A 24979-nucleotide genomic window follows, 5' to 3' on the forward strand; every position below is an offset into this window, starting at 1 on the left:
CAATCTGCTCGACCAGCGCCAGTTTAAAAGTCAGCGAGTAATCGCGCTGTGTCCGTTTCACACCTTGTCCCATCGGGTTCTCCATTTATTGGGGGAAAGGTGTAAACCATATTCAGGACGGGACAAAACCATGAAAAAGGCCCCCTCGCCAACGCGAGGGGGCCTTTTTATCGGCTAGCGATCAGTGGGCTATTAGCCCTTGATGCGTTCGATGCGGCCACCCAGACCCTGCAGCTTCTGCTCGATGTCTTCGTAGCCACGGTCGATGTGATAGATACGGTCGACGATAGTGGAGCCTTCGGCCACGAAGCCGGCCAGTACCAGACTGGCGGAGGCGCGAAGATCGGTCGCCATCACCTGGGCACCCTTGAGTTGCTCGGTGTCACGGCAGATGGCCACATTGCCCTGCAGTTCGATGTCTGCACCCATCCGTACCAGTTCGGGAACGTGCATGAAGCGGTTCTCGAAGATGGTCTCGGTGACCATGCCGGTGCCTTTGGCGACGGCGTTCAGCACAGTGAACTGTGCCTGCATGTCGGTCGGGAAGGCCGGGTAGGGGGCAGTCTTGATGGTGACCGGCTTGAGGGTGCGGCCAGTCATGTCGAGGGTGATCCAGTCTTCACCCTTCTCAATCAGGGCGCCAGCCTCTTCCAGCTTGACCAGTACCGCTTCCAGCAAGGTCGGGTCGGTCTTGCGGCAGGTGATCTTGCCGCCGGTGACCGCTGCACCCACCAGGAAAGTACCGGTTTCGATGCGGTCAGGCTGCACACTGTAGTTGCCGCCGTGCAGACGCTCGACACCGTCGATGGTCAGGGTGTCGGTACCCGCGCCCTGAATCTTGGCACCCAGGGTATTGAGGAAGTTGGCCAGATCGACCACTTCCGGCTCGCGCGCAGCGTTTTCGATCACGGTGCGGCCATCAGCCAGGGTCGCAGCCATCATCAGGTTTTCGGTACCGGTCACGGAGACCATATCCATCAGGATGTGGGCGCCTTTCAGGCGGCCATCGACACGGGCCTTGATGTAACCATCTTCGATGGTGATCTTGGCACCCATCAGCTCCAGACCGTGGACGTGCAAGTTGACCGGACGGGCACCGATGGCGCAGCCGCCGGGCAGGGAGACATCAGCAGCGCCGAAACGGGCAGCCAGCGGGCCCAGCGCCAGAATGGAGGCGCGCATGGTCTTCACCAGCTCGTAGGGAGCGACATGGTTGTTCACCGCACCGGTCAGCACGGTGACGTTGCCGTTGACCTTGGTGGTCGCGCCCAGCATCTCCAGCAGCTTGATGGTGGTGCCCACATCTTTCAGGCGCGGCACGTTGGAGAGGTGTACCTCTTCATCACAGAGCAGGGTCGCGAACAGGATCGGCAGGGCGGCGTTTTTGGCGCCGGAGATGGTCACTTCGCCGTTGAGAGTACAACGACCATCGATTTTGAATTTGTCCATTTTTTACTTCGTTACCAAATCAGGAGGGCAATAGGAATTTACGTTCGCGTTTCCACTCGGCGTCGGTGAACGCCTTGATGGAGAGGGCGTGAATGGCGTTGCTGGCGATCTTGTCCATCAGCGGGGCATAGATGGCCTGCTGCTTCTTGACCCGGCTCATGCCGTCAAACATGTCACCGACGGCGATCACTTGGTAGTGACTACCGTCCCCTTTGACATGGACTTCGGACAATGGCAGAGCCTCAAGGAGTATCGCTTCAATTTCAGAGACTTGCATTATGCGTCCTCAGTTGTGAGCGGGGTTGACTGAAACAGCCCGGCCACCCCGTAGAGGTTGGCCAGGGTATAGAAATCACTGGAGGCGCCCACCAGTTGCGGTGTGGCGCCTCGCGCTAATACGGCTTTGGCCCATTTGACCAGCAGGGCCAGTCCGGCGGAGTCGAGGGTGGTGACGCCGCCGAGCTCGAGCTGGTCGTCCTGCCACCATTCGGCGCGGCGTTGCCACAGGTCATTGACCTGTGGCGCCTGCAGCTCACCGCTGAGAGTCATGGTTTCAACACCAGCGGCTTGGCGTTGTGTTCGCGCAACTGGGCGATCACCGCATCGATGCCATTCTGGCGAATGAGGCCGCCCAGCTCGCTCTGCTTGGCGGAGAGCAGGCTGATCCCCTCTGCCACCATGTCGAAGGCTTTCCACTCGCCGGTCTTGTTGTTCTTGCGCAGCTTGAACTCGAGGAAGATGTCCGGCTTGCCGGCCTCTTTCACGCTGACGTTGACGGCGGTGATGTTGCCGCTGGGAGCTTTGCCCGGCTCGACCTTGACGGTCTGCTTGTCAAAATGGGCCAGCGCATCTGCGTAGGAGCTCACCATGTACTCGGTGAACACCTCGACGAAGGCATTGCGCTGCGCTTCGGTGGTCTCTTTAATCTGGTTGCCAAGCACCTTGTAGGCGGCGAAGCGGTTGTCCACATAGGGCAGCAGCTCTTCGCGGATGATCACCCGCAGGTGATCCGGATTGCTTTTCACCTGGGCCTGATCGGCCTTCAGGCGGGCAAAGGTCTGCTTGGCAGCCTGATCCACCAGCGCGTTGGGGTCGGTGGCATCGACTGCGGCCTGGGCAGACAGGGAAAAGAGCATGCTGGTCATCAGACCCAGCAGCAGGGCGATTTTCTTGAACATGGTTACTCCTTCTTGCTGTCTGATTTGCTGTCGGAGGATTGGCTGTAGAGGAATTTGCCAATCAGATCTTCCAGCACGATGGCGGATTTGGTGTCTTCAATCAGGTCGCCATCCTTGAGCATCTCGGTGCCCATCTCCTCATCGCTGAAGCCGGGGGCCAGACCGATGTACTGCTCGCCGAGCAGACCGGAGGTGAGGATGGAGAGGGAGCTGGTATCGGCGAACTCGCCAGCGCTCTTTTGCATCATCAGGGTCACTTCGGGCACCTGGGTTTTCGGGTCCAGTACGATGTCGCTGACCCGACCGACCACAACGCCGCCGACCTTGACCGGCGAACGGACTTTCAGGCCGCCGATATTATCGAAATGCGCGCGCAGGGTATAGGTTTCTCCTTCCGGTTTGAAGCTCAAACCGGCCACTTGCAGGGCCAGTGCCAGAATGGCACCGATGCCAGCCAGCATGAAGGTGCCGACCAGGAATTCTACTTTGCTGAACTTCATCTTTACCTTATCCAAACATGACTGCAGTGAGTATAAAATCCAGGCCGAGCACGGCGAGGGATGAGTGGACCACAGTTCGGGTCGTGGCCTGACTGATCCCGGCCGAGGTCGGCTTGGCATCATAGCCGTTAAAGAGCGCAATCCAGGTGACCACCAGGGCGAAAATCAGGCTCTTGATGGCGCCCTGCATGATGTCTTCATGCCAGTCGACGGAGGCCTGCATGGCAGACCAGAAGCCCCCTTCGTCCACGCCGAGCCAGTCCACGCCGACCAGCTTGCCGCCGAAGATGCCGATCAGGCTGAACATAAAGGCCAGCAGCGGCATGCTGATGACGCCAGCCCAGAAGCGGGGGGCAACCACCCGGCGCAGTGGGTCGACCGCCATCATCTCGAGGCTTGAAAGCTGCTCGGTGGCCTTCATCAGGCCGATTTCAGCGGTCAGGGCCGAACCAGCACGGCCGGCAAACAGCAGTGCCGTGACCACAGGACCCAGCTCCCGCAGCAGGGAGAGGGAGACCAGCGGCCCCAGACTCTGTTCGGCGCCGAAATCCTTCAATACGTTGTAACCCTGCAGCGAGAGCACCATGCCGATGAACAGGCCGGAGACAAGAATGATGGCCACCGATTGCACGCCCACCACATAGAGCTGCTGGACAAGCAGCGGGAAGTGCTTGCGCGGCTCGGGTTTGCCCGCCAGCGCATGGAACAACATGATGGTGGCGCGACCGACGGAGCTGATAAACCGCACTCCGACCCGCCCCAGCTTGCTTATTTGACTTATCAACATCAGAGATCCTGTAGCAGATCGCCTGCCGGAAAATGAAACGGAACAGGACCATCGGGCAATCCTTTGAGGAACTGCTCGACTTCGGGATTGTGCTCCTCGCGCAGCTGATCCGGCGTACCGTGCGCCACCACCTTGCGATTGGCGATGATGTAGGCGTAATCGGCGATGCTCAGCACCTCTTTCACATCGTGGGTGACGATGACGGAGGTGATACCGAGGGCATCGTTCAGCTCCTTGATCAGTTTGACCAGCACCGCCATGGTGATGGGGTCCTGCCCGACAAACGGCTCGTCATACATGATGAGGTCGGGATCGAGCGCGATGGCCCGAGCCAGCGCCGCCCGGCGCGCCATGCCGCCGGAGAGCTCGGAGGGCATCAGTTTCGCCGCGCCGCGCAAGCCCACCGCCTGCAGCTTCATCATGACGATGGTGTGGATCAGCTCCTCCGGCAGGCCGGAGTGCTCCCGCAGCGGGAAGGCCACGTTGTCGTAGACCGTCATGCCGGTAAACAGGGCGCCGCTCTGGAACAGCATGCTCATCCGTTTGCGCACTTCATAGAGACGCGAACGGGAGAGGGTGGGGATATCTTCCCCGTCAAACAGAATGTGACCGGACTCCGGCTTGAGCTGGCCACCGATCAGCCGCAGCAGGGTGGTTTTACCGATGCCGCTCGGGCCCATGACGGCGGTCACCTTGCCACGAGGAATGGTCAGGTTGATCCCGTCATACAACAGCCGATCTCCGTGACTGAAGGTCAGATCGGAGATGGTGATCAGGTCATTGTTCAAACAATTGTCCATCCGGTGTAAATGAGGTGCGAATTTTATGGGGTAGTCTAGGTCTAAGCAACAGCAAGGAACAACTATTGAACAGGCTGCAAGCCCATTTGCACGACAGTTTTCTGTAACAAAGTGCGTCATTGAGAGCGGGACTTGCCATCCGATTCGCTTATCCGGGCAGACTTTTTTATAATCCCGCAGCTAATTTCGGCCCGGAGCTGTGTCTTTATGTCTGTAAAGCCTGAGAAAGTGTCTGAACTGTTCGATTTTCGTCGCAGTGCCCGCGCGGTGCTGGACACAGAAAAGCAAGCCATTGATGGACTCTATCAGTATCTGAACGACGCCTTCGACAAGGCGTGCGAAATGGTGCTGCGCTGCGGTGGCAAGATAGTGGTCACCGGCATGGGCAAATCGGGCCATATCGGCAGCAAGATCGCCGCCACCCTCGCCAGCACCGGCACTCCGGCCTTCTTCCTCCATCCGGGGGAAGCGAGTCATGGCGATCTGGGGATGATCTCCAGCGGCGACCTTATCATCGCTATCTCCAACTCCGGCGAGAGCGACGAAATCTTGGCCTTGCTGCCGGTACTCAAGCGCCGCGGCATTCCGCTCATCTGCATGACCGGCAATCCCGCCTCCACCATGGCCAAAGAGGCCAACGTGCATCTGTGCATCAAGGTGGAGAAAGAGGCCTGCCCGCTGGGGCTGGCACCCACTTCCAGCACCACGGCAACCTTAGTCATGGGCGATGCCCTGGCGGTCGCTCTGCTGGAAGCGCGCGGTTTTACCGCAGATGACTTCGCCCTCTCTCACCCGGGCGGTTCCCTTGGCAAGCGTCTGTTGCTGCGGGTCGGCGATCTGATGCACAGCGGTGAGCTGTTGCCCCGGGTAGGGATAGATGCCACCATCAGCCAGGCGCTGCTGGAAGTGAGCCGCAAGGGGCTCGGTATGACAGCTGTGGTCGATGGCAATGGCCTGCTGGCCGGGCTCTTTACCGATGGCGACCTGCGCCGCATTCTTGACCAGCAGATCGACATCCATCACACCCCCATCAGCCGTGTGATGACGGCCAACTGTGTTACCGTAGGTCCAGAGATGATGGCTGCGGAAGCCGTCAAGCTGATGGAAACGAGAAAAATCAACGGATTACTGGTCGTGGATGAAGAGAAACGCCCGCTCGGCGCCTTCAACATGCACGACCTGCTGAAAGCCGGAGTAATTTGATGCAAAACGTACCGACCCTCTATGGTCCGGTGACGCGCAGCCAGTTCGACAAGGCGGCGCAAATCCGCCTGCTGGTGTGCGATGTGGACGGGGTGCTCTCCAACGGCCTTATCTACATGGGAAACAACGGCGAAGAGCTGAAAACCTTCTGCACCCGTGATGGTGCGGGCATGCGAGCACTGCTCAATGCCGGGATCGAGATCGCCATCATCACCGGGCGCAACTCCCGAATCGTCAGTGATCGGATGAAAAGCCTGGGGGTGGCTCATGTGGTGCAGGGGGCTGATAAAAAGCTGCCTCACTTCGAAGCGCTGCTGGCCAAGCTGGGGCTGACTGCTGAACAGGCCGCCTATATGGGCGATGACACCATCGATCTGCCGGTGATGGCCGCCTGCGGCCTGGGTATCGCGGTGGCCGATGCCCATCCGCTGGTGCTGAGTCGTGCCGATATGGTGACCCGGCTTGGCGGTGGCATGGGCGCGGTGCGCGAGGTGTGTGACCTCATTTTGCAGGCGCAGGGCCACGACGATTATCAGCCCGAGGCCTCGGTATGAGCAGACAGACCCTGTTGTTTGCCCTGCTGTTTCTGGTCGCGCTGGTTGCCTGGCAGTTGGGCAAGGTTGAGCTGGTGCCGGAGAGCGCCGTCAAAATCGAAAACTATCAGCCGGATTTTGTCGCCAAAGATCTGGTGACCACCCGTTTTGATATCAATGGCAAGCGAACCGAGCGGTTGGAGTCGACCTACGCCGAGTATTATCAAATCCTCGAGCAGGCCACCTTCGACAAGCCGGTGGTCTACATGTATGACGATCAGGGTGCTGCCGAGTGGAAGGTGACCGCCGAAACCGGCGTGCTCAACACTGGCGACAACGTCATCCTGCGGGACAAGGTGCATCTGGATGGTCTGCTGCCCACCTCCTTTATCTCCACACTGGATACCCCCTATCTGGAGCTGGATCTGGTGACACAGGATGTGCGCAGCAACCGGGAAGTGAACATTCTGGGTCGGGATTTCCAGACCCAAGGGGTTGGCCTCAAGGGCCATCTGGACCGCAAATATTTTGAGTTACTGGATCAAGGCCATGCCATCTATTTCAATGAAAAACGCTAATCTGGCCCTCGCAGCCCTGTTGTTGTGTGGTGCGGTGACCGCCAAAGAGTCCGACTTTGCCGAGAAGGTCTACGTCGATGCCGTCAAACAGGTGGCCGAGATGCAGGACAACCGCATCACCTTCGAAGAGGATGTGACCATCAATCAGGGCACCATCAAGATCAAGGCTGACAAGGTGGTGGTGACCCGTTCCGGCGAGAAAGGGGCCGAGGTAATGACCGCCTACGGCAAACCCGCCACCTTCTTCCAGATCCTGGATAATGGCAAGCCGGTCAACGCCCATGGCAACACCATCCGCTACGAGCTGAAGAACCGGCTGGTGACCATCACCGGCAACGGTCAGCTCAAGCAGGAGGATAGCCAGGTCAATGGCGATCTGATCCGCTACGACATCGTCAAACAGAAGATGATTGCCGAGAGCAAGAGCCCGAACCAGCGGGTCAAGACCGTGTTTCTGCCGGATCAGGTAGAGAATTTCGACAAGCCCGCCGATCAGCAGAAGCAGGGAAAATAAGCCATGGCAGTGTTAAAAGCAGTGGGCCTGCAGAAGAGCTACAAACGCCGCATGGTGGTGAGTGACGTCAGCCTGGAAGTGGGCACCGGCCAGATTGTCGGCCTGCTCGGCCCCAACGGTGCCGGCAAGACCACCTCGTTTTACATGATCGTGGGGTTGGTGCAGCGCGATGCCGGTCTCATCACCATCGACGATCAGGACATCAGCCTGCAGCCCATGCATGTGCGGGCCCGCAACGGTATCGGTTACCTGCCGCAAGAGGCCTCCATCTTCCGTCGCCTGTCGGTGTTCGACAATCTGATGGGGGTGATGCAGACCCGCAAGGGGTTGAGCCGCGAGGAGCGTGAGGACAAGGTTCAGCAACTGCTGGAAGAGTTCAACATCACCCACATTCGCGACAACCTGGGTCAGAGCCTCTCCGGTGGTGAGCGCCGCCGGGTCGAGATCGCCCGCGCACTGGCGGCCGAGCCGCGTTTTATTCTGCTGGATGAGCCATTTGCAGGGGTTGACCCGATTTCTGTGATAGACATCAAGAAGATCATTCAGCATCTGAAAGATAGAGGCCTTGGCGTCTTGATTACCGACCACAACGTCAGAGAGACTCTGGACGTATGTGAGAAGGCCTATATCGTCAGCCACGGCAAGATGATTGCCGAAGGTGCACCGGCTGACATCCTTGCCGATGAGCAGGTCAAGCGCGTCTATTTGGGCGATCAATTCAGTCTATAGTAAGGGGGCATGCCTTCATTTCCTTTGACGAGTGCCTCGCTGAACATAAGGATATCCCGACGTAGATGAAGCCGACATTACAGTTGCGTCTCGGTCAGTCCCTGACCATGACGCCGCAATTACAACAAGCGATTCGTCTGCTCCAGCTCTCCACTCTGGAACTTCAGCAGGAAATTCAGCAAGCGCTCGAAAACAACCCTCTGCTGGAGCAGGAAGAGAGCGAGGCGCAAGAGACCAGTCCGGAAGCGCCGGTCGATGCCAGCCAGCTGGATTCCAGCGATGCCATGGCCCAGGAGCAGATGCCGGATGAGTTGCCGGTGGATACCACCTGGGACGAAGTTTACTCTGCCGGCACCGCCCAGAGCGCGGGCCCCATCCACGATGGGGAAGATAGCGTCTATCAGGGTGAAACCACCGAAAACCTGCAGGATTATCTGCTGTGGCAGATGCGGCTCACACCGTTCAGCGATGTGGATGCCGCCATCGCGCTCGCCATCATCGACGCCATCGACGAATCCGGCTATCTGACCGTTGCGCTGGAAGACATTCAACAGGCGGTGGGTAGTGACGAGCTGGAGGTCGAACTCGACGAGGTCGAGGCGGTGCTCAAGCGTGTGCAGCATTTCGATCCGGTCGGCATTGCCGCCCGCTCGGTGCAGGAGTGTCTGCTAATTCAGCTGGAGCAGTATGACCCGCAGACCCCCTGGCTCAATGAGGCCAAGGAGGTGATCCTCGAGCACATGGAGCTGCTCGGCAACCGCGATTATCGTACCCTCGCCCGCAAGACCAAACTCAAGGAGAGCGACCTCAAGGAGGTGCTGGATCTGATCCAGCTGCTGGAGCCGCGCCCCGGTAACGGCATCATCCAGAGCGACTCCCAGTACGTGATCCCCGATGTTTCCGTGGTCAAGAAGGGTAACAAGTGGGTGGTCGAGCTCAATCCCGATTCCGCTCCCCGCATCCGGGTCAACGAGACCTATGCCGCCATGGCCCGCAACGCCCGCAGTAGCACCGACACCCAGTTTATCCGCTCCCATTTGCAGGAAGCCAAGTGGTTCATCAAGAGCCTGGAGAGTCGTAATGACACCCTGCTGAAAGTAGCCAGTTGTATTGTCGAGCAGCAACAGGGCTTTTTCGAGTATGGTGAAGAGGCGATGAAGCCCATGGTGCTCAACGACATCGCCGAAGCGGTGGAGATGCATGAGTCGACCATCTCCCGGGTGACGACCCAGAAGTACATGCATACCCCCCGTGGTATCTTCGAATTAAAGTTTTTTTTCTCCAGCCATGTGAACACCGAAGGAGGAGGAGAGTGCTCATCGACCGCAATTCGCGCGCTCATCAAAAAGCTGGTCACGGCAGAGAACCCTGCCAAGCCGTTAAGTGATAGCAAGATCGCGGATTTGCTGGCCGAACAGGGTATTATGGTGGCGAGACGCACGATCGCTAAGTATCGCGAATCCTTGTTTATCCCACCTTCCAATCAGCGCAAACGCCTGGTTTAGGCAAAACAAAAGGATGATGTTATGCAAATTAACCTGACCGGACACCATGTCGAGATCACCGAAGCTCTGCGTGATTATGTGAACAACAAATTTGCCAAACTCGAGCGTCACTTCGACCACATCAACAATGTTCACGTGGTGCTTAGCGTGGAAAAACTGAACCAGATAGCGGAAGCCAAATTGCACGTCAGCGGTGGCGAAGTGTTTGCCAACTCTGAACATGCCGATATGTATGCTGCGATAGACACCTTGCTCGACAAGCTGGACAGGCAGATCATCAAGCACAAAGATAAGTTAAATAAAAAATAACCATGCAACTTGAACACATACTGAGTCGGGACTGCACCAAGAGTGCAGTCCCTTGTACCAGCAAGAAACGCGCCCTCGAAATCATCAGCGAGCTGGCCGCCGAACGCCTTGGCACCTCCCGCCAGGCGCTGTTTGAATGCTTGCTGGCCCGCGAAAAAATGGGTAGTACCGGGATCGGTGCCGGTATTGCGATCCCCCACGGTCGCATTGACGATGAGTTCCCGCCAACCGCGATCCTGATGACCTTTGCCGACCCTATTCCTTTCGACTCCATCGACAATCAACCGGTTGACCTGCTGTTTGCCTTGCTGGTGCCGGAAAGCGAGTGCAAGCAGCATCTCAAGACCCTTTCTCTGATGGCTTCCAAGCTGGGTGACAAGGCGGTTTGCCGCCAGTTGCGTCAGGCAACCAGCGACGAAGAGCTCTATCAGATCATGACCTCGGCCTGACAGCAGGCCAAGGATGAGACACCCGTTTTGGCGTGAGGGAACAAGATGCAGTTAATCGTGGTAAGTGGACGTTCGGGCTCCGGTAAAACGGTAGCCCTGCGAGTGCTGGAAGATCTGGGTTACTACTGTGTGGACAACCTGCCGGTCAATCTGCTGCCCCAGCTGATTGTTTCGGTCGAGAGCCAGTATGACAAGCTGGCGGTCAGTATCGATGTACGCAACCTGCCGAGCGATCCGGAGAAACTGGAAAATCTGCTGGTTCAGGTGCGCAATGAGGGGCGGGTAGAATTCTCCAGCTTCTTCTTTGACGCCGACAACGGCACCCTGCTCAAGCGCTATGGCGAGAGCCGCCGTTTGCACCCCCTCTCACGCAACAAGCTGTCGCTGGATGAGGCTATTCGGGAGGAGACCCACCTGCTGGCGCCCATCTCCTCGACCGCTGACCTGCGCATCGACACCACCACCCTCAGCATTCATGACCTGAGCGAGCTCATCAAGACCAGGGTGCTTGGGAAGAAAGAGAACGAGCTGGTGCTGGTGTTCGAGTCGTTCGGCTTCAAGTACGGCATTCCCAAGGATGCCGACTTCGTGTTCGATGCCCGCTTCCTGCCCAATCCGCACTGGATCCCCGAGCTCAAGCCGTTTACCGGCAAGGATGAGCCGGTTGCCAACTACCTCTCGGCGCAGGCCGACGTGATGCTGTTTACCCAGCAGATCGAAAATATGCTGGCGACCTGGTTGCCCCATCTGGAGCGCAACAATCGCAGCTACCTCACGGTCGGCATCGGTTGCACCGGCGGTCAGCACCGCTCGGTCTTTATTGCAGAGCGGCTGGCCAGTGCATTCCGTTTGCTTGGCAAGAACGTGCAGATCCGCCACCGCACTCTCGACAAGAGTGCCCCCCAATCCTGACGGACCAATAGGACGACCCGATGACTGTTTCCGCCTCGGTTGAAGTGAAAAACAAGCTGGGTATTCATGCCAGACCAGCCATGATGCTGTTCGAGCTGGTGCAGGGTTTCGATGCCCACGTGCTGCTGCGCAATGAAGATGGTGTGGAGGCCGATGCTGACAGCATCATCGGCCTGCTGATGCTGGATTCCGCGCAAGGGCGGCAGGTGGAAGTGCAGGTTGAGGGGCCCGAAGAGGTCGAGGCCCTGGCCGCCGTGGTGGAGCTGTTCACCTCCGGCTTCAATGAGGAGTAGTCACTCCTCGTTTTATGTTATGAACCGGTACGCGCCAGCGCTTTGAAGCTGGCAAAATCGCGACAAGCCAGCAAATTCCTGCTGGCTTTTTCGTTCATCAGTGCCAGAAACAGGTCGTAGAGACCCATCGCCTCCTCGTAGTCGGCCTTGCTGATGGCCAGCACGAAGATGAGCGTCGCGATTTCTCCGTTGCCCCAGTCGATCCCCTGCGGGGCCAGTACGGTGTAAACCAGAGTGCGGCGCGCCAGCAGACCGAGGGAGTGGGGCAGGGCGATCCCTTCTCCCAACATGGTGGAGACGATCCGCTCCCGCTCCTGCAGTGAGGCTCTGAAGCCGCTTTCCACCAGCTCTTCCGCCTCCAGCTGATCACAGATACGGGTAAACAGTTCGGCCTGGGTTAGGTGCTCTTTGACCACCATGAAGTGGTCGGCATCGAAATATTTGTCGAGCATGTAGGGGCGGGTGCGGTCGATCAGCACCAGCTTGCCAAGCTGCTCCAGCTGGTATTGGGTCGGGAAGGGGGCAACGAGTACCACGGGGGCGTTTTTTTCGTTCACCTTGACGGTACTGATGACAAAGTCCTGCGCGATCTGCGCCAGACCTTCGTAATCCTGCACCGATTCAAGCGTGGTCAGCTGTAACTGGGGATACTCCCGCTTGATGCGTGCTTCCAGTAACCGGAAGGTGGCGTTTCCTGCATCGCAAAGCAATAGCGCCTGCGGGCGTCTGGTGTAGCCGATATCGTAGTGGCGCTCCAGCCCGACCCCGATATGGATCACCAGATAGCCGATCTCGTGGTGGGTCAGTCTGTAGGGGGTCTGCTTGATCCACTCCGAAATGGCCGCCAGCGTGATGTCGTAGGCGAGGGGGTAGTACTGCTTGATATGATCTGCCAGCGGGTTGTGGTTGCCAATCTGGTATTTGACCCGTAGCAGCATGGCGCTGATATGGGTTTGCAGGTCGGCCCGCAGCTGTTGGTCGCCTCGCAGGTCGTAAGGGTAGTGTTGATGAATGTAGGTCAGCAGATGCTCCACCAGCTGTTCGCTCTCGGCGGCCATCGCCGGGCTGAGCTGGGGAGTATCGGCAATCAGGCGCGCCTGGATCTGGATGGCGAGACCGGCGATCTCGTCCTCTACGGGGGGCGTCAGGGTTGGCAATACCGCATATATATCGCGAGATACTGCCAGCAGCGGCAGAGTCAGATCCTCGCTGGCGAAGTGGCGCAACTCGTGACCGGATGCCTGACGCAGCAGGGCAACGGCGCAGTAGATGGCGAGCTGCTGCAAGCTCTCGTCAGCGAGACGCAGCTGATGTCGGGCAAGCTGGGCATGGATATGATTGCCCACTACCTCCATCGTCTTGCTGGGGCAAAGGTTGGGCAACAGGGTTTGCAACTGGTTGTTGTGCAGCAACTCCTGATAGAGCAGTTGGGTTAAACAGGCACGGATCGCCGTCTCCTCCCCCTGAATGCGCATCCCCAGGCGGGGTTTGCTCTCGACGCTGAGCCTGAAGTGGCTGAGTTGCTCACGGACTTCCGCCATATCCCCTTGCAGTGCCGCCCGGCTCAGATACCAGGTATCAGCCAGCTCATCGAGCTTGATCCCCTGCTCTGCCGTCAATAGCAGGATCTGCAGGTGCAGCACCCGCTCCCGGCTGGTGCGTGGCAGGCCGCTATCCTGACCCTGGGCCGCCAGCAGAGCCTCGAACAGTCCCTGATTGTAGATTTTCAGCTGATAGCCGCTGCCACGCTGGTGGATCAGGTGAGCGCCGTGCGTGGCAATCAGTTCGTTGAGGGTCGCCACATCGGTGCGCACCGTGCGGGTGGAGACATTAAGGCGACGAGCCAGCTCCTCCTGTGGCAGTGGTTCGGCATGGAGCTGGATCAGCAGTTGATGGAGCCTGGGGTGTGGCAGCTTGATCATAGGGGGTATGCAAGACTCCTGTTGCGAGATAAAGGGTCGATGTTAACAAGTGGGTCATCAACAAGCCAGGCACCGGTCAGTGATTGAACCGGCGCCCGTGACTGCCATCAGGCCAACAGTCGTTTCACTATGGCCAGCAGAGTCCGCACATCCTCGGGGCGAGTGTGCCCGCTCGCGCTGTCGATGATGGAGCTGTAGACGTGCGGGATCACCTTCTCGACTCCGGCGTCCAGCGCAATCCGCACTATCTCCTCGAAGTTCTCTAGATCGATGCCACCAGTCGGCTCTAGCCAGAAGTTGTTGCGGGCACAAGCCTCGGCCACTGCCTGATACTCGTCGCGGCAGGCCAGCCCACCCATGGGGAAGAACTTGACCGAGCTGCCGCCCATGTCCTTGAGCAGGGCGATGGCGGTATCGATGGGCACTATGCCATCCGGCTGCCCGGCGCTGAGTGGACCGGTGGAGATCTTCACCATGCCCGGCATGCCGGTAGGGGAGATCAGCCCATTCACCAGCGTTTGTGATTGGCCGAGCAGCGCCCGGCTGGCGCCAACACCAGTGAACACCTGGTTGACGTGCTGGGGCTGCAGCTGGCAGGCCAGTTCGGCAACCATGGCGGATTGGCGCGGATCGCCGGCGCCCAGCCCGATGGAGAGGGCGTTGTCGATAAGCTTGGCGTACTCCTTCATATCGGCAACTGCGGAGGGAATATCCGGGTAGTTTTTGGAGAGCACACCGACCAGCACGTGGCCTTCGGCTGCGTCGTACACCTCGACGGCATTCTCTTTGGAACCTGCCAGCACGTTGAGACAGATCCGATCACGGTAGTAGTTGGGGGTAAGGGACATCAGCGATTCTCCTGAACAAGGTTGGCAATGGCGGAGTGGATTTGGTCGAGTTGGGGCACGGTGACGCTGCGCACATCGATCTCGATATGCCCCTCGTTGGCCTTGTAGCCGCGGCAGTAGATGGCAGGCGTGCCCTGTTGCAGACGGGTGACGACCTGCACTGTGGTCATGCCGAGCTGCTGGTGGTCAAAAGCGATATCGGTGCGGGCAATGTCGCGTCCTGCGCTGTCCCATACCACCTTGGCGGTGACGCCGGGCAGCTGGTTGAGGCGCTCGATAAAGGGGCTCATCTTGGCGACCATGGCGGCTCCGCTCTCTTTCTCTTTGGCCAGATAGCGCTCGATGGCGTGGGTCAGGCCGAGGATACCCTCCTTGCCCACCTTCATGGCGCGACCGATACCATTGGCCTGCTGTTTGACCCACTCCACGTACTGACGCTTGCCGAGCACCAGCCCGCTGGTGGGCCCTTCAATGGCCTTGGCGCCGCTGTAGATGACCAAGTCCGCACCCTGGTTGTAGTAGAGGCGCAGATCCTCTTCGGCAGCCGCATCGACGATGAGCGGGAGCCCGTGGGTCTTGGCGACCTCGGCGGCCTCGGCCACCGACAGAATGCTCTTCTGCACGCAGTGGTGGGATTTGATGTAGAGGATGGCTGCTGTGTTGGCATTGATGGCTGCTGCCAGCTGGGAAGGGGAGCACTCGTTGGCGTAACCGGCTTCCACTACTTTGCCGCCCCCCAGGTTGACCATGGTACCGACCGGGGCGCCGAAGTTGACGTTATGCCCCTTGGGCAGCACGATTTCGCTTGGCACGTCATGGGGGTGGGCATGCAGGTGCTCAAGGCGATAGGGGTCGCCGCGCACTATCACTGCGGCCACTGACTGGGCGATGCCGGCGCTGGCACACGAAATGACCACTGCATCTTCCACTCCCAGCAGGCCAGCCAGGTAGGCGCCGGTCTTGTTGACCAGATCCTTGACCTCGAAGTAGTGGCCGAGGCCGAAATTGACCGCATCGACCACCTCCTGCTCGGGGGTGGAGACGCCGAGAATGGTCATGCGCCCGGAGGCGTTGATCACCGGTTTGAGCTGATATTTCTCATAAACAGAAGGCATGGTGTGATTTCCCATAGTGAGTCAGAACCAGTTCGCCACCGACCAGGGCGGCGAGGGGCTGCAGTTGTTGGTCACCGCTGCGGGACTGGGCTTCGGTATCCATAAACAGGGTCGGGCCGCTGGCGACCTCGAACAGGGTCAGATCGGCATCGGCGCCCACCTCGAGCCGCCCCTTGCCGGAAAGGCGCAGGGCATCGGCGGCCTGATGGGTGACGCAGGCGAGCACCTGCTCCAGCGTCATGCCGATGGCGAGAAACTTCGACATCACGTGGGCCAGACTGTAGACCGGCCCCTTGATGCGGTTCTTGCAGTAGATGTCTGAGCTGATGGTGCGGGGCAGGATCCCCTGCCGGATAGCCAGCTCCGCCACCTCGAAACTGAAGCTGGCGCCGCCGTGGCCGATGTCGAGCAAGAGGCCCCGTTTCATCGCCTCGCGCACCGCGACCCGCAGCTCGCCATCCCCCAGCAGGGCGACGATCTCGTCCAGATCCGGCGGCGTGTTGCCCACGTGCACCATCAGCGGTAGCTGGCCGTGGGTCTGTTGCAGCGCCTTGGCCATGCGCAGCGGTTGCAGACCGTTCTCACCTACCACGCTACCGCTCATCCGCGCCTTGATGCCGACGATAAAGTCGGGGTGGCGGCGAATGGCTGCCGAGGCGAGATCCATATCCAGATCCTGGCTATCCGCCAGCTCGTTCTGGCGTAGCAGACCGATGCGGGAGATGTTGAGCAGGGCATGCACCCGGGTCTTGCAGCCCGCAGCGATCTGCTGGAAGTCATCCACATCGTCGGCTCCGGTGCTGCCGGCGTCGATGACGGTGGTGACGCCGGACTCTACGCCCACCTTGTCCGGCTCATCGTGATAGATGGGGGAGGCGGGGTAGCAGTGGGTGTGGCCATCGATCCAGCCAGCGCTCACATGTACCCGGCCGCCGAGATCCAGGATCTGCCGCGCCGTTGCCATCTCCGGCAGGGAGCCGATGGCGGCGATTTTGCCCTCCTTGATGGCAATATCGACGAGCTGGCCATCTCCCTGGCGCCCGGCTCTGATGATCATGTCGTACATGCTGATAACCTCTGGCGAGCCGCCCCGCAGGGCGGCTGGTACTTACACAAGGGCGACCGGGAAGAAGGTACCCAGCAGCATGGCTCCCAGGATGGCACCGCCGGTGATGGGTTTGCCCCACACGTAGAACAGCAGCGCACCCAGCAGGGAACCGATACCGATGGGGATGGAAGCGCCCATGGCAGAGAGGATGATCAGGGGGCCGAGGAAGCGGCCAGAGCTGTTGCCAGCACCCATCATCACGTCAGCACCGTAAGTGGAGTTGCTCTGGTTGATGGTGAACTTGCGCGCCAGAATGATGACGTAGCCGATGGCCAGACCAATCCCCATGCCGGTTGCCAGCGAGGCGCCGAAGTTCTCCACCGGATAGACGATGCCGGCCCCCAGCAGCAGGGCGGGAACGCCCAGTCCGACCCCGGTCTGGATGGCACCGCCGATATCCAGGATCCCCACCAGGGATCCCTCGATGATGCGGGCGAACAGGAAGCTGGCACCGAACGCGGCCACCGCGCCGTAGGCACCCGTGTCCATTCCGGCTTTCAGCATGGCGACGAAGGCTACCTCGTTGAAGGCACCAACCCCGTACAGATAGAACATGTGGGTACCGGCAAAGACCCCGGCCGAGAGCAGGCCGACGAAGATGGGGAATGACCAGTCGGCATACCAGAAGTTGTTTTTCAATTTCTCATCCATGGTGTGACCCCTTATTTGCCGCTCAGCAGGTTATGGACGTTTTCCAGCCACAGGGGGACGCCCATATGGAAGGATTCAATCAGTTTCATGTCGAAGCCGCGGAAGAAGCCGCTCAGCACGAACAGCAGGACGATGGCAGCCATCATCACCTTGGTGACATGGTTCCAACCGCTCTCTTCCACACCCTTGCCGATCAGGATGCCGAGCACCAGACCCGGTACCGCGTTGCCCATGATGAGTTGGGCCAGACCGCCGAAGATGGTGGCCCAGAAACCGGATTTCTTGCCCGCTTCGATGGCGGCCAGCCAGAAGATCACCGGCATGACGGTGTTGACCAGCAGGTTGGCGGCCGGTACCAGCACCTTGACCGCAGTGACCTGCAGGGCGGCCGGGACGGCTGCGGCCGTGCTGTTGAGGAAGGCAACCACGATGGCACCTATGATGCCGCCGGCGATGGCCATCTTTTTCGGGTCGTGCAGAGTGGTGGCGAGATCCCGATTTTTGAACAGCAGTGCCGCCGTGGCCCAGTGCGGGATGATGCGGTGATCCACATCCTGGGTGAAGGCGCCTGCCGCCACGGTGGAGGCCCAGGCGTTGAAGAAGAAGCCGAGACCAAACGAGAAGTGGGAAGCGGGATCCCCTTCGCAGGAGTTAAGTTCGCCCAGGGTGCGGAAGGCACCCATGCCCTGTACGGTCGGGGCGTGGAACATCCGCGCCGCGCCGGCCCCCACCCCGACGCCAACCAGGCCGCCAATGATGAGTGACTTGATAAAAATGATTAGAAACATCCAACGCATCCTTCTTGTGGGGTTGTGCCTGCGCAGGCATCACACCTGGGTGAACGTCACCTTGGCGACATCCAGACTGGTGACCTGAACCTTGATCTCCAGCTGGACGCGGTATTCGCGGCGCTGGCGCGGCAGGAAGAAGAACAGGAACTTCTCCACCCGGACCGACTCCTCGGCTTTGAGCACCTGTACATCGACCGGCTCAATGCGCAGCAGTACCTGCTGGTTGTCCTTGAGCAGTGTGGGTTGCACCTGGCTGAGGGCGGAGGCAAACGCCTGCTGGCGGGTCGTCCCCTTGCCGTTGACGGTGACCTGGGTGGTGAAGTTCTCTTTCATCAGGCGCGTCCGTGCTTCTTGGCGAAGGCTTCGACCAGCTTCTGGCCCAGCTCTTCCTTGTCCATGAAACCGAAGCCCAGCACCACGCACCCTTCGTTGATGGCGGTGACGCCCTCTTCAACAGAGCGCATGCCGTAGCGGCACTTGTAGCCGTATTTGGTCTGGGCGGTGATGGCACCGGCGCCGCCGCTGCCGCAGAAGGAGATGCCGAGATCCGCCTGCTCCTTGTTCATCACGTCGCCGAGCTTCATGTCAGCGGCCATGCCTGGGATGATGGTCACGTTGGCTCCGGCTGCTTCCGCGCCTGCGCCCACTTTCTGACCCTTGCCGAGACGGTCTCCAATCACGAGTTTGATGGCTGTCATATCGATTTCTCCTTGAGTTACGGGTTCTGCACCGAGCTGAGTTCGTTTTCTTTGGCGACTTCAAAATGGACGGACAAGAGGTGTGCCTCCTCATAAGCAAGCTGATCCAGCCAGCTGACGACCTGTTCGGCGAGACGCAGTGAGAGGGGGGAGATCTCTTCAAACAGGCTGAGGTCAACCTCCGGCAGGGGCTCGCCACTGTGGGAGCGCCACACCATGGCTTTGACATGGGAGGCCAGCATCTGCCGTTGCACCTCGTTGGGGGTGATGCCCTGTTCGGCCAGCAGGGGATAAATGCGCGCGAGGATATGATCGGTCTGGCGCAGCAACTCCGGGCTGTTCGGGGTCAGGGTCTGGTCGTGAGTCTCTGTTTGCAATGTCTGCTCTCCAAGGCTGGCAGAAGGTATGGCGTTACCCTAAGCCTGCGCGTCGATGTGGAGGAGGCAGCGTTTTTCCGATTCGAAGCGGAAATTCCTGAGGAAATGGCCCCGAAGTGATCGTTTGGATACTAAAAAGGCAAAAAGAGTGCTTATTGAAGCTGGTTTTGTGTGATCGGTAGCGCACAAATCGGGGGGCGGGGGCAGGGCAAGCGTTGCGGGAAACTGTGAGTCATCTCACGGTAGAAACGTTGCCGAGAGGGCAGATATGGAAAAGGGCGGTTTCCCGCCCTTCTCATAACAAGGAGTGACGCTAGCTGGCCGATGCTGCGCTCGAGCTGGCCGTTCTCTGCTGATAGCGCAGGTCTTCCTCTATAGTGACCACCACTTCCAGCGGCTTGCCGGAGCGGAATACCGAGATGGTCAGCTTGGTGCCTGGGCGGCTCTCTACAATCTTGTCCATGGCGCTGCGTACGCCACTGATGGCCTCTCCGTTGATCTTGAGCAGCACATCCCCTCGCTGCAGGCCGCCTTTGGCCGCCGGGCCGTTGGGATCCAGACTCTCCACCACCAGACCACGCAGGTCGCCGAGGTTCATCATCCGCGCGACTATGGGGTTGATCTCGACACTGGAGATCCCGAGGTAGCCGCGGATCACCCGGCCGTTGGCGATCAGCTCATCCATGATCCGTTTTGCCAGCCGGTAGGGGATGGCGAAGCTGATGCCGTAGCTCTCCTGATTGCCGTTGAGGTGATAGGTTGCGGTGTTGATACCCACCAGATCGCCACGGCCGTTGACCAGCGCGCCGCCCGAGTTGCCCTCGTTGATGGCGGCATCGGTCTGCAGCAGATCCTGACGGCCATTGCTGTCGGGCCCCATGCTGGAGAGGCCGGTGCGGCCGGTCGCACTGATGATGCCCTGGGTGATGGTCTGGCCGACGTTGTAGGGGTTGCCGATGGCGAGCACCACATCTCCCACTTCTGGCAGTCGTTCGGGATCCTGCGGGATCACCGGCAGGTTGTCTGACTCGATATAGAGCACGGCGAGGTCGGTGAGCTGATCGGTTCCGACCAGCTCGGCACTGAAGACCCGACCATCCTGCAACGCGACGATGATCTGGTCGGCATCGGCAATGACGTGGTAGTTGGTCAGCACATAACCGCGTTGGTTCATGATGACGCCGGAACCCAGCCCTTGCGGGCGCAGTTCCCCCTGATTGCCCTGATTGGGGGCAAAGCTGCGGGTGTAGATGTTGACGACGGCAGGGCCTGCCCGATGGGCGGCATAGGAGAAACTCAGTTCACGGGCATTGGTGATGATGCCGGGCAGTTGGGCACCACCGCGAAAATGGGGAAACAGCAGCAACAGCAGCGCCGCGACGGTCAATCCAAAACCGACAGACTTGCCCAAGTAACTGACTAAAGGGGGGATTTTCATGTCATTCTCATCCGTACAGGCTGCGCGCAGAGAATAACACTATCGATGGATAAAAATCACCCGCGGTGAAGGCCGCGGGTGATAGAGGGGTTGGCGAACAACTTGAGCGTTAGCGGATCACCAGATAGAGCGAGGAGTCGCCGCGCTGGATGTTGAGTGCCAGTACGTCAGGCTTGTTCTTGAGCGCCTTGGTCAGCTCGCCCAGGGTGTTGATGCGCAGGCGGTTGACCCCGATGATGATGTCACCCTTCTGCAGGCCGGAAGCAGCTGCCGGAGAGCGAGGATCAATATCGGCCACCGCGACACCGGAGACCGGGTCGGTAGTGGTGCTCAGCTTGGCCCCTTCCAGTGCCGGATGCAGCGCGCTGGCGCGTACTTCGCTGTCATCGGCCTGCTTCAGGGTCACTTTGGCAGTTTGTGACTTGCCATCGCGGATCAGCCCCAGTTCGACCTGCTTGCCAGCGCCCATGGTAGCGATCTTGGCGCGTAGCTCACCGAAGGAGCGAACCGGTTTGCCATCGATGCTGACGATGATATCGCCAGCCTTGATGCCCGCCTTGTCGGCCGCCGAATCAGGCATGACCTGATTGACGAAGGCACCATCCTTCTTGTTGTAGCCGAAGGTTTTGGCGATGTCTGAGGTAAGCTCGGTGCCGGTAATCCCCAGCTGGCCGCGACGCACTTCACCGTACTTGACGATCTGCTCGGTCAGATCCCGCACCATGTTGGAGGGGATGGCAAAGCCGATGCCGATGTTGCCGCCGTTCGGGCCCAGAATCGCGGTGTTGATACCGATCAGCTCGCCACGCAGGTTGAGCAGGGCTCCGCCGGAGTTACCGGAGTTGATGGCCGCATCGGTCTGGATGAAGTTCTCCAGATTCTCGATGTTGAGGCCGCTGCGACCCAGCGCACTGACAATACCGGAGGTGACGGTCTGACCCAGACCAAACGGGTTGCCGATGGCCAGCGCATAGTCACCCACCCGCAGCTCGTCGGAGTCGGCAAACTTGATCTGCACCAGATCCTCGGCCTTGATTTGCAGCAGGGCGATGTCGGACTGTTTGTCTTCACCGATCTTCTTGGCCGCATATTCACGACCATCCTTCAGGTTGACCTTGATCTCGTCCGCCTCGTGAACCACGTGGGCGTTGGTGATCACGTAACCCTTCTTGGCATCGACGATGACACCGGAGCCGAGCGCCTGGAACGGCTGCTCGCTCACCTGTTCATCGGGCATGTTGGGGCCGAAGAAGAACTTGAACTGTTCCGGCAGACGCTGACGGGTAATTTTTTTGCCAGAAACCGAGATATTGACCACCGCCGGGGTGACCTGTTCGAGAACAGGCGCCAGGCTTGGCATCTCCTGATTTGAACCTAACAGGGAAGGCAGTGCAGCCTGAGCAGGGGCCGCAGACATGGCGATACCGACACTGAGGGCTAGCACACTGAGCATGGAAAGAGGTTTACGCATATGAAAAACAGCTCCCAGAAAAAGTTGCATTGCAATCGTCAAGGTCAGACCACGGGACTGGCCAATTAGTTCCGCGAGGAACTAGTTTGGTTGCTTGAGCAGTCCGGAAGAGGCGCCAGCATAGTCGCGAGGCGGAACGCCCGGTTCTTCTGCCACATTGGCAGGGGCTTCTTCTACCAATGACTCGCGGAACAGCGGTTCCTGCGCCTTGGCCAGGAATTTGCTCTGCTCGGCCATGTGGCGATAGAGGGTCTGATACTGCTCGGCCAGTTGCTCCATCAGGGCGGCACTGTCGGCGAAGTGGGTGTTGATCTGGCCCTGATAACTCTCGAGCTCCTTGTGGGCCTTCTTCAGTTCCTGTTCCAGACGGCCAGCATCGCGGCTACGTACCGAAAAACGGCCGAGAACGATACCGATAATCAAGGCCGCGACAGCCAGCAGGATTCCAGTTAACAGACTCATAGATGCTCCTTGTTACAGCTAAAACAGAGTGGGTTTATGCGGTCGTCATAACCGCCATGCCTTGATGGCACTATACCGTGCGTCCTGAGGCCGTGATACCATTTTGTCCTCGATTCAGGGACTTGGAGAGGCGCTCAAGGATGACACCGCAGCAAAAATACCAGCAGGATCTGCTGCGCCCCGGCTTTGTGGCCGACCCCGCACAGGGGATGGCCATTAGCAGGCTGGAGCGACTGTATCAGGATTTGCTACGGCGCCCGACTCCGACCAGATCTCGAGGGCTGCTGGGTTGGCTGCAAAAGCCCAAGCCGCCGGAGCCCGTCCTCGGTATCTATATGTGGGGCGGAGTGGGCCGAGGCAAGACCTGGCTGATGGATACTTTTTTCGACAGCCTGCCTGGGACGCGCAAGATGCGCAGCCATTTCCACCGTTTCATGCACCGTATTCACGATGAACTGCAGGGGCTGAGCGGGCAGTCCGATCCCCTCAAGCTGGTGGCCAGCAAGCTTGCCAGCGAGACAGACATCATCTGTTTCGACGAATTTTTTGTCTCCGACATCACCGATGCCATGTTGCTGGGCACGCTGTTTCAGGAGCTGTTTGGTCACGGTGTCGTGCTGGTCGCCACTTCAAATATTCCGCCGCACGATCTTTATCGCAACGGGCTGCAGCGAGCCCGTTTTCTGCCAGCTATCGAGCTTATCGAGCGTCATTGCGAGGTACTTAACGTGGATGGCGGTATCGACTATCGCCTGCGTACGCTGGAACAAGCCGAGATTTATCACTGCCCGCTGGATTTGCAGGCAAAAGCCAATCTTGACCACTATTTTCAGCAATTAACCGGTGGGTACACGGCTTGCGAGGGGACGTTCGAGGTCAATCATCGTCAGCTGGCGTCGCTCGGGATGGGGGAAGGGGTGCTCTATATGGAATTTGAGCAACTTTGTTGTACTCCCCGCTCCCAGAACGACTATATCGAGCTGGCCAGGCTGTTCCATACTGTTCTGCTGGCCAATGTGCAACCAATGGGCACAGGCACAGATGACGCGGCTCGCCGCTTCATTGCCATGGTTGATGAGTTCTACGAACGGCACGTCAAGCTCATCATGTCGGCAGCTGTTCCCATGGCAGAACTCTACGGCGAAGGGCTGCTGAATTTCGAATTCCAACGCTGTCTTTCGCGGCTTCAGGAAATGCAATCGCACGAATACCTTGCCAGAGTGCACCTTCCTTAGTCACAATACCGCGCCTGCCAGTCGGATGGGCATCTGCGGCAGGTAGGGCCGGGCGACATTTGCTGGTTTCATGGCAGTGAAATTAGCAGGTGATATTTAAGGCAACTTCACTTATAATCGCCCGGCCCACGTTACAGCTGTCGATAAGACAGCAACACTTTAAGCTTTACTTGTATTCGAAGGGGTACAGGTAGGCCATCGTTTGTTGTTTGTGGGAGAGCCCCCATAAGCAATTGGGTCTGTAACAGGTAATTGGGTTTAACTTAATGAAAACTTTCGTTGCCAAGCCAGAAACCGTAAAACGTGACTGGTACATTGTGGACGCAGAAGGTAAAACTCTGGGTCGTATCGCAACCGAGATCGCTGCTCGTCTGCGTGGTAAGCACAAAGCTGAGTACACTCCGCACGTTGACACCGGTGATTACATCATCGTTGTAAACGCTGAGAAGGTACACGTAACCGGTAAGAAATTTACCGACAAAATGTACCACGCTCACTCCGGTTTCCCGGGTGGTATCAAGTCAATCAGCTTCGACAAGCTGATTCAGCGTAAACCGGAAATGGTAATCGAAGCAGCCGTCAAAGGCATGCTGCCGAAAGGTCCTCTGGGCCGTGCCATGTTCCGTAAACTGAAAGTTTACGCAGGCGCCGAGCATGCTCATGCTGCTCAGCAACCTCAAGTACTGGATATCTAATCGGGAACTGGCAACATGGCAGAAAATCAATACTACGGTACCGGCCGTCGCAAAAGCTCCACTGCTCGCGTATTTATCAAAGCGGGTAGCGGCAAGATCGTAATCAACCAGCGCTCCCTGGAGCAGTACTTCGGCCGTCCGACTGCCCGCATGGTAGTTCGTCAGCCGCTGGAACTGGTTGAGATGACCGAGAAACTGGACCTGTACATCACCGTTAACGGTGGTGGCATCTCCGGTCAAGCTGGTGCGATCCGCCACGGTATCACTCGTGCTCTGATGCAGTACGACGAAACCCTGCGTTCCGAACTGCGTAAAGCTGGCTTTGTTACTCGTGATGCCCGTAAGGTTGAGCGTAAGAAAGTCGGTCTGCACAAAGCTCGTAAGCGTCCGCAGTACTCCAAGCGTTAATTCGCTTTTGGTACTCACTCT

Annotated in this window: 32 protein-coding genes; 13 read left to right on the forward strand and 19 right to left on the reverse strand. The window is 58.8% G+C overall.

Features of this window, described 5'->3' with window-relative positions; all coding sequences use genetic code 11:
- Positions 1 to 192: 192 nt before the first annotated feature.
- Genes murA through mlaF form a run of 7 tightly spaced genes read right to left on the reverse strand, consistent with a single transcriptional unit; the run spans position 193 to position 4714 of the window.
- Entirely contained in the window at positions 193 to 1449 is a 1257-nt protein-coding gene (gene murA, locus AB5Y84_RS00020; RefSeq protein WP_005336355.1) for a UDP-N-acetylglucosamine 1-carboxyvinyltransferase, read from the reverse strand.
- 19 nt (positions 1450 to 1468) lie between these two features.
- Positions 1469 to 1726, reverse strand: a complete 258-nt coding sequence (gene ibaG / locus AB5Y84_RS00025; RefSeq protein ID WP_005306001.1) for a BolA family iron metabolism protein IbaG — start codon at positions 1724 to 1726, stop codon at positions 1469 to 1471.
- A complete protein-coding gene (locus AB5Y84_RS00030) occupies positions 1726 to 1998 on the reverse strand; it encodes a lipid asymmetry maintenance protein MlaB (RefSeq protein WP_005336352.1) in 273 nt (90 codons plus the stop codon). The genes ibaG and AB5Y84_RS00030 overlap by 1 nt, the downstream gene beginning before the upstream one ends.
- Positions 1995 to 2627 (reverse strand): phospholipid-binding protein MlaC, encoded by a 633-nt coding sequence (locus AB5Y84_RS00035; protein WP_005336350.1) that lies wholly within the window; start codon positions 2625 to 2627, stop codon positions 1995 to 1997. The genes AB5Y84_RS00030 and AB5Y84_RS00035 overlap by 4 nt, the downstream gene beginning before the upstream one ends.
- A 2-nt stretch (positions 2628 to 2629) precedes the next feature.
- Complete coding sequence (gene mlaD, locus AB5Y84_RS00040; RefSeq protein ID WP_005336348.1) at positions 2630 to 3127, reverse strand: outer membrane lipid asymmetry maintenance protein MlaD; 498 nt, start codon at positions 3125 to 3127, stop codon at positions 2630 to 2632.
- Between the two features lie 7 nt (positions 3128 to 3134).
- Positions 3135 to 3914, reverse strand: coding sequence for a lipid asymmetry maintenance ABC transporter permease subunit MlaE (gene mlaE, locus AB5Y84_RS00045; protein ID WP_005336345.1), 780 nt, complete (start codon positions 3912 to 3914; stop codon positions 3135 to 3137).
- Entirely contained in the window at positions 3914 to 4714 is an 801-nt protein-coding gene (gene mlaF / locus AB5Y84_RS00050; protein ID WP_005336343.1) for a phospholipid ABC transporter ATP-binding protein MlaF, read from the reverse strand. The genes mlaE and mlaF overlap by 1 nt, the downstream gene beginning before the upstream one ends.
- 207 nt (positions 4715 to 4921) lie before the next feature.
- Here mlaF and AB5Y84_RS00055 point away from each other — a divergent pair, with 207 nt between their 5' ends.
- From AB5Y84_RS00055 to npr, 10 genes are all read left to right on the forward strand, one after another.
- Positions 4922 to 5917 (forward strand): KpsF/GutQ family sugar-phosphate isomerase, encoded by a 996-nt coding sequence (locus AB5Y84_RS00055; RefSeq protein WP_058057518.1) that lies wholly within the window; start codon positions 4922 to 4924, stop codon positions 5915 to 5917.
- Entirely contained in the window at positions 5917 to 6471 is a 555-nt protein-coding gene (gene kdsC, locus AB5Y84_RS00060; protein WP_047438734.1) for a 3-deoxy-manno-octulosonate-8-phosphatase KdsC, read from the forward strand. The genes AB5Y84_RS00055 and kdsC overlap by 1 nt, the downstream gene beginning before the upstream one ends.
- A complete protein-coding gene (lptC, locus tag AB5Y84_RS00065) occupies positions 6468 to 7028 on the forward strand; it encodes an LPS export ABC transporter periplasmic protein LptC (RefSeq protein WP_005336338.1) in 561 nt (186 codons plus the stop codon). Before kdsC ends, lptC begins: the two co-directional genes overlap by 4 nt.
- A complete protein-coding gene (lptA, locus tag AB5Y84_RS00070) occupies positions 7015 to 7542 on the forward strand; it encodes a lipopolysaccharide transport periplasmic protein LptA (protein WP_042061528.1) in 528 nt (175 codons plus the stop codon). The genes lptC and lptA overlap by 14 nt, the downstream gene beginning before the upstream one ends.
- Before the next feature lie 3 nt (positions 7543 to 7545).
- Positions 7546 to 8271 carry an LPS export ABC transporter ATP-binding protein gene (gene lptB, locus AB5Y84_RS00075; RefSeq protein WP_005336333.1) on the forward strand — a complete coding sequence of 242 codons (726 nt, stop codon included), beginning with the start codon at positions 7546 to 7548 and terminating at the stop codon, positions 8269 to 8271.
- 65 nt (positions 8272 to 8336) lie between these two features.
- Positions 8337 to 9776, forward strand: a complete 1440-nt coding sequence (locus AB5Y84_RS00080) for an RNA polymerase factor sigma-54 (protein WP_368176141.1) — start codon at positions 8337 to 8339, stop codon at positions 9774 to 9776.
- A 21-nt stretch (positions 9777 to 9797) separates the two neighbouring features.
- On the forward strand, positions 9798 to 10085 hold the full coding sequence (gene hpf / locus AB5Y84_RS00085) for a ribosome hibernation promoting factor (protein WP_005336323.1): 288 nt from the start codon (positions 9798 to 9800) through the stop codon (positions 10083 to 10085).
- 2 nt (positions 10086 to 10087) lie between these two features.
- On the forward strand, positions 10088 to 10534 hold the full coding sequence (gene ptsN / locus AB5Y84_RS00090) for a PTS IIA-like nitrogen regulatory protein PtsN (RefSeq protein ID WP_005336322.1): 447 nt from the start codon (positions 10088 to 10090) through the stop codon (positions 10532 to 10534).
- Between the two features lie 45 nt (positions 10535 to 10579).
- Positions 10580 to 11446, forward strand: coding sequence for an RNase adapter RapZ (gene rapZ / locus AB5Y84_RS00095; RefSeq protein ID WP_368176142.1), 867 nt, complete (start codon positions 10580 to 10582; stop codon positions 11444 to 11446).
- Positions 11447 to 11466: 20 nt separating this feature from the next.
- Positions 11467 to 11739 (forward strand): PTS phosphocarrier protein NPr, encoded by a 273-nt coding sequence (gene npr / locus AB5Y84_RS00100; protein WP_005336318.1) that lies wholly within the window; start codon positions 11467 to 11469, stop codon positions 11737 to 11739.
- A gap of 17 nt (positions 11740 to 11756) precedes the next feature.
- Here npr and AB5Y84_RS00105 read toward each other — a convergent pair whose 3' ends face one another.
- The 12 genes from AB5Y84_RS00105 to AB5Y84_RS00160 all read right to left on the reverse strand — a co-directional run bounded on the left by AB5Y84_RS00105 (position 11757) and on the right by AB5Y84_RS00160 (position 22620).
- Positions 11757 to 13661 (reverse strand): transcription antiterminator, encoded by a 1905-nt coding sequence (locus AB5Y84_RS00105; RefSeq protein ID WP_368176143.1) that lies wholly within the window; start codon positions 13659 to 13661, stop codon positions 11757 to 11759.
- 107 nt (positions 13662 to 13768) lie between these two features.
- Positions 13769 to 14509: a KDGP aldolase family protein gene (locus tag AB5Y84_RS00110; RefSeq protein ID WP_368176144.1), complete on the reverse strand. Its 741-nt coding sequence runs from the start codon at positions 14507 to 14509 to the stop codon at positions 13769 to 13771.
- Complete coding sequence (locus AB5Y84_RS00115; RefSeq protein WP_368176145.1) at positions 14509 to 15624, reverse strand: DgaE family pyridoxal phosphate-dependent ammonia lyase; 1116 nt, start codon at positions 15622 to 15624, stop codon at positions 14509 to 14511. Before AB5Y84_RS00115 ends, AB5Y84_RS00110 begins: the two co-directional genes overlap by 1 nt.
- Positions 15608 to 16690 (reverse strand): amidohydrolase family protein, encoded by a 1083-nt coding sequence (locus AB5Y84_RS00120; protein ID WP_368176146.1) that lies wholly within the window; start codon positions 16688 to 16690, stop codon positions 15608 to 15610. Before AB5Y84_RS00120 ends, AB5Y84_RS00115 begins: the two co-directional genes overlap by 17 nt.
- Positions 16691 to 16732: 42 nt before the next feature.
- A complete protein-coding gene (locus tag AB5Y84_RS00125) occupies positions 16733 to 17383 on the reverse strand; it encodes a DUF4310 family protein (protein WP_005355144.1) in 651 nt (216 codons plus the stop codon).
- Positions 17384 to 17394: 11 nt separating this feature from the next.
- On the reverse strand, positions 17395 to 18171 hold the full coding sequence (locus AB5Y84_RS00130; protein ID WP_005341754.1) for a DUF4311 domain-containing protein: 777 nt from the start codon (positions 18169 to 18171) through the stop codon (positions 17395 to 17397).
- A gap of 39 nt (positions 18172 to 18210) precedes the next feature.
- Entirely contained in the window at positions 18211 to 18507 is a 297-nt protein-coding gene (locus tag AB5Y84_RS00135) for a DUF4312 family protein (RefSeq protein WP_088868296.1), read from the reverse strand.
- Positions 18507 to 18872 carry an SFCGS family glycine-rich protein gene (locus AB5Y84_RS00140; RefSeq protein WP_005355141.1) on the reverse strand — a complete coding sequence of 122 codons (366 nt, stop codon included), beginning with the start codon at positions 18870 to 18872 and terminating at the stop codon, positions 18507 to 18509. Before AB5Y84_RS00140 ends, AB5Y84_RS00135 begins: the two co-directional genes overlap by 1 nt.
- Before the next feature lie 17 nt (positions 18873 to 18889).
- Complete coding sequence (locus tag AB5Y84_RS00145) at positions 18890 to 19249, reverse strand: transcriptional regulator (RefSeq protein ID WP_088868297.1); 360 nt, start codon at positions 19247 to 19249, stop codon at positions 18890 to 18892.
- Between the two features lie 313 nt (positions 19250 to 19562).
- Positions 19563 to 20687, reverse strand: a complete 1125-nt coding sequence (gene degS / locus AB5Y84_RS00150) for an outer membrane-stress sensor serine endopeptidase DegS (RefSeq protein ID WP_005336297.1) — start codon at positions 20685 to 20687, stop codon at positions 19563 to 19565.
- Positions 20688 to 20796: 109 nt separating this feature from the next.
- The gene (locus AB5Y84_RS00155; protein ID WP_005336295.1) at positions 20797 to 22158 is read right to left on the reverse strand and encodes a Do family serine endopeptidase; all 1362 of its coding nucleotides are present in this window, start codon (positions 22156 to 22158) and stop codon (positions 20797 to 20799) included.
- 81 nt (positions 22159 to 22239) lie between these two features.
- Positions 22240 to 22620, reverse strand: a complete 381-nt coding sequence (locus tag AB5Y84_RS00160; RefSeq protein ID WP_005356646.1) for a YhcB family protein — start codon at positions 22618 to 22620, stop codon at positions 22240 to 22242.
- A gap of 140 nt (positions 22621 to 22760) precedes the next feature.
- On the opposite strand from AB5Y84_RS00160, the gene zapE reads away from it, so the two are divergent.
- The 3 genes from zapE (at position 22761) to rpsI (ending at position 24958) form a co-directional block, all read left to right on the forward strand.
- Complete coding sequence (gene zapE / locus AB5Y84_RS00165; protein ID WP_368176147.1) at positions 22761 to 23855, forward strand: cell division protein ZapE; 1095 nt, start codon at positions 22761 to 22763, stop codon at positions 23853 to 23855.
- 266 nt (positions 23856 to 24121) lie between these two features.
- Positions 24122 to 24550, forward strand: coding sequence for a 50S ribosomal protein L13 (gene rplM, locus AB5Y84_RS00170; protein WP_005336289.1), 429 nt, complete (start codon positions 24122 to 24124; stop codon positions 24548 to 24550).
- A 15-nt stretch (positions 24551 to 24565) separates the two neighbouring features.
- Positions 24566 to 24958: a 30S ribosomal protein S9 gene (rpsI, locus tag AB5Y84_RS00175; RefSeq protein ID WP_005336286.1), complete on the forward strand. Its 393-nt coding sequence runs from the start codon at positions 24566 to 24568 to the stop codon at positions 24956 to 24958.
- The last annotated feature ends 21 nt before the right edge of the window (positions 24959 to 24979 follow it).

The organism is Aeromonas sp. s11, from assembly GCF_040907945.1.
GTDB lineage: Bacteria > Pseudomonadota > Gammaproteobacteria > Enterobacterales > Aeromonadaceae > Aeromonas > Aeromonas veronii.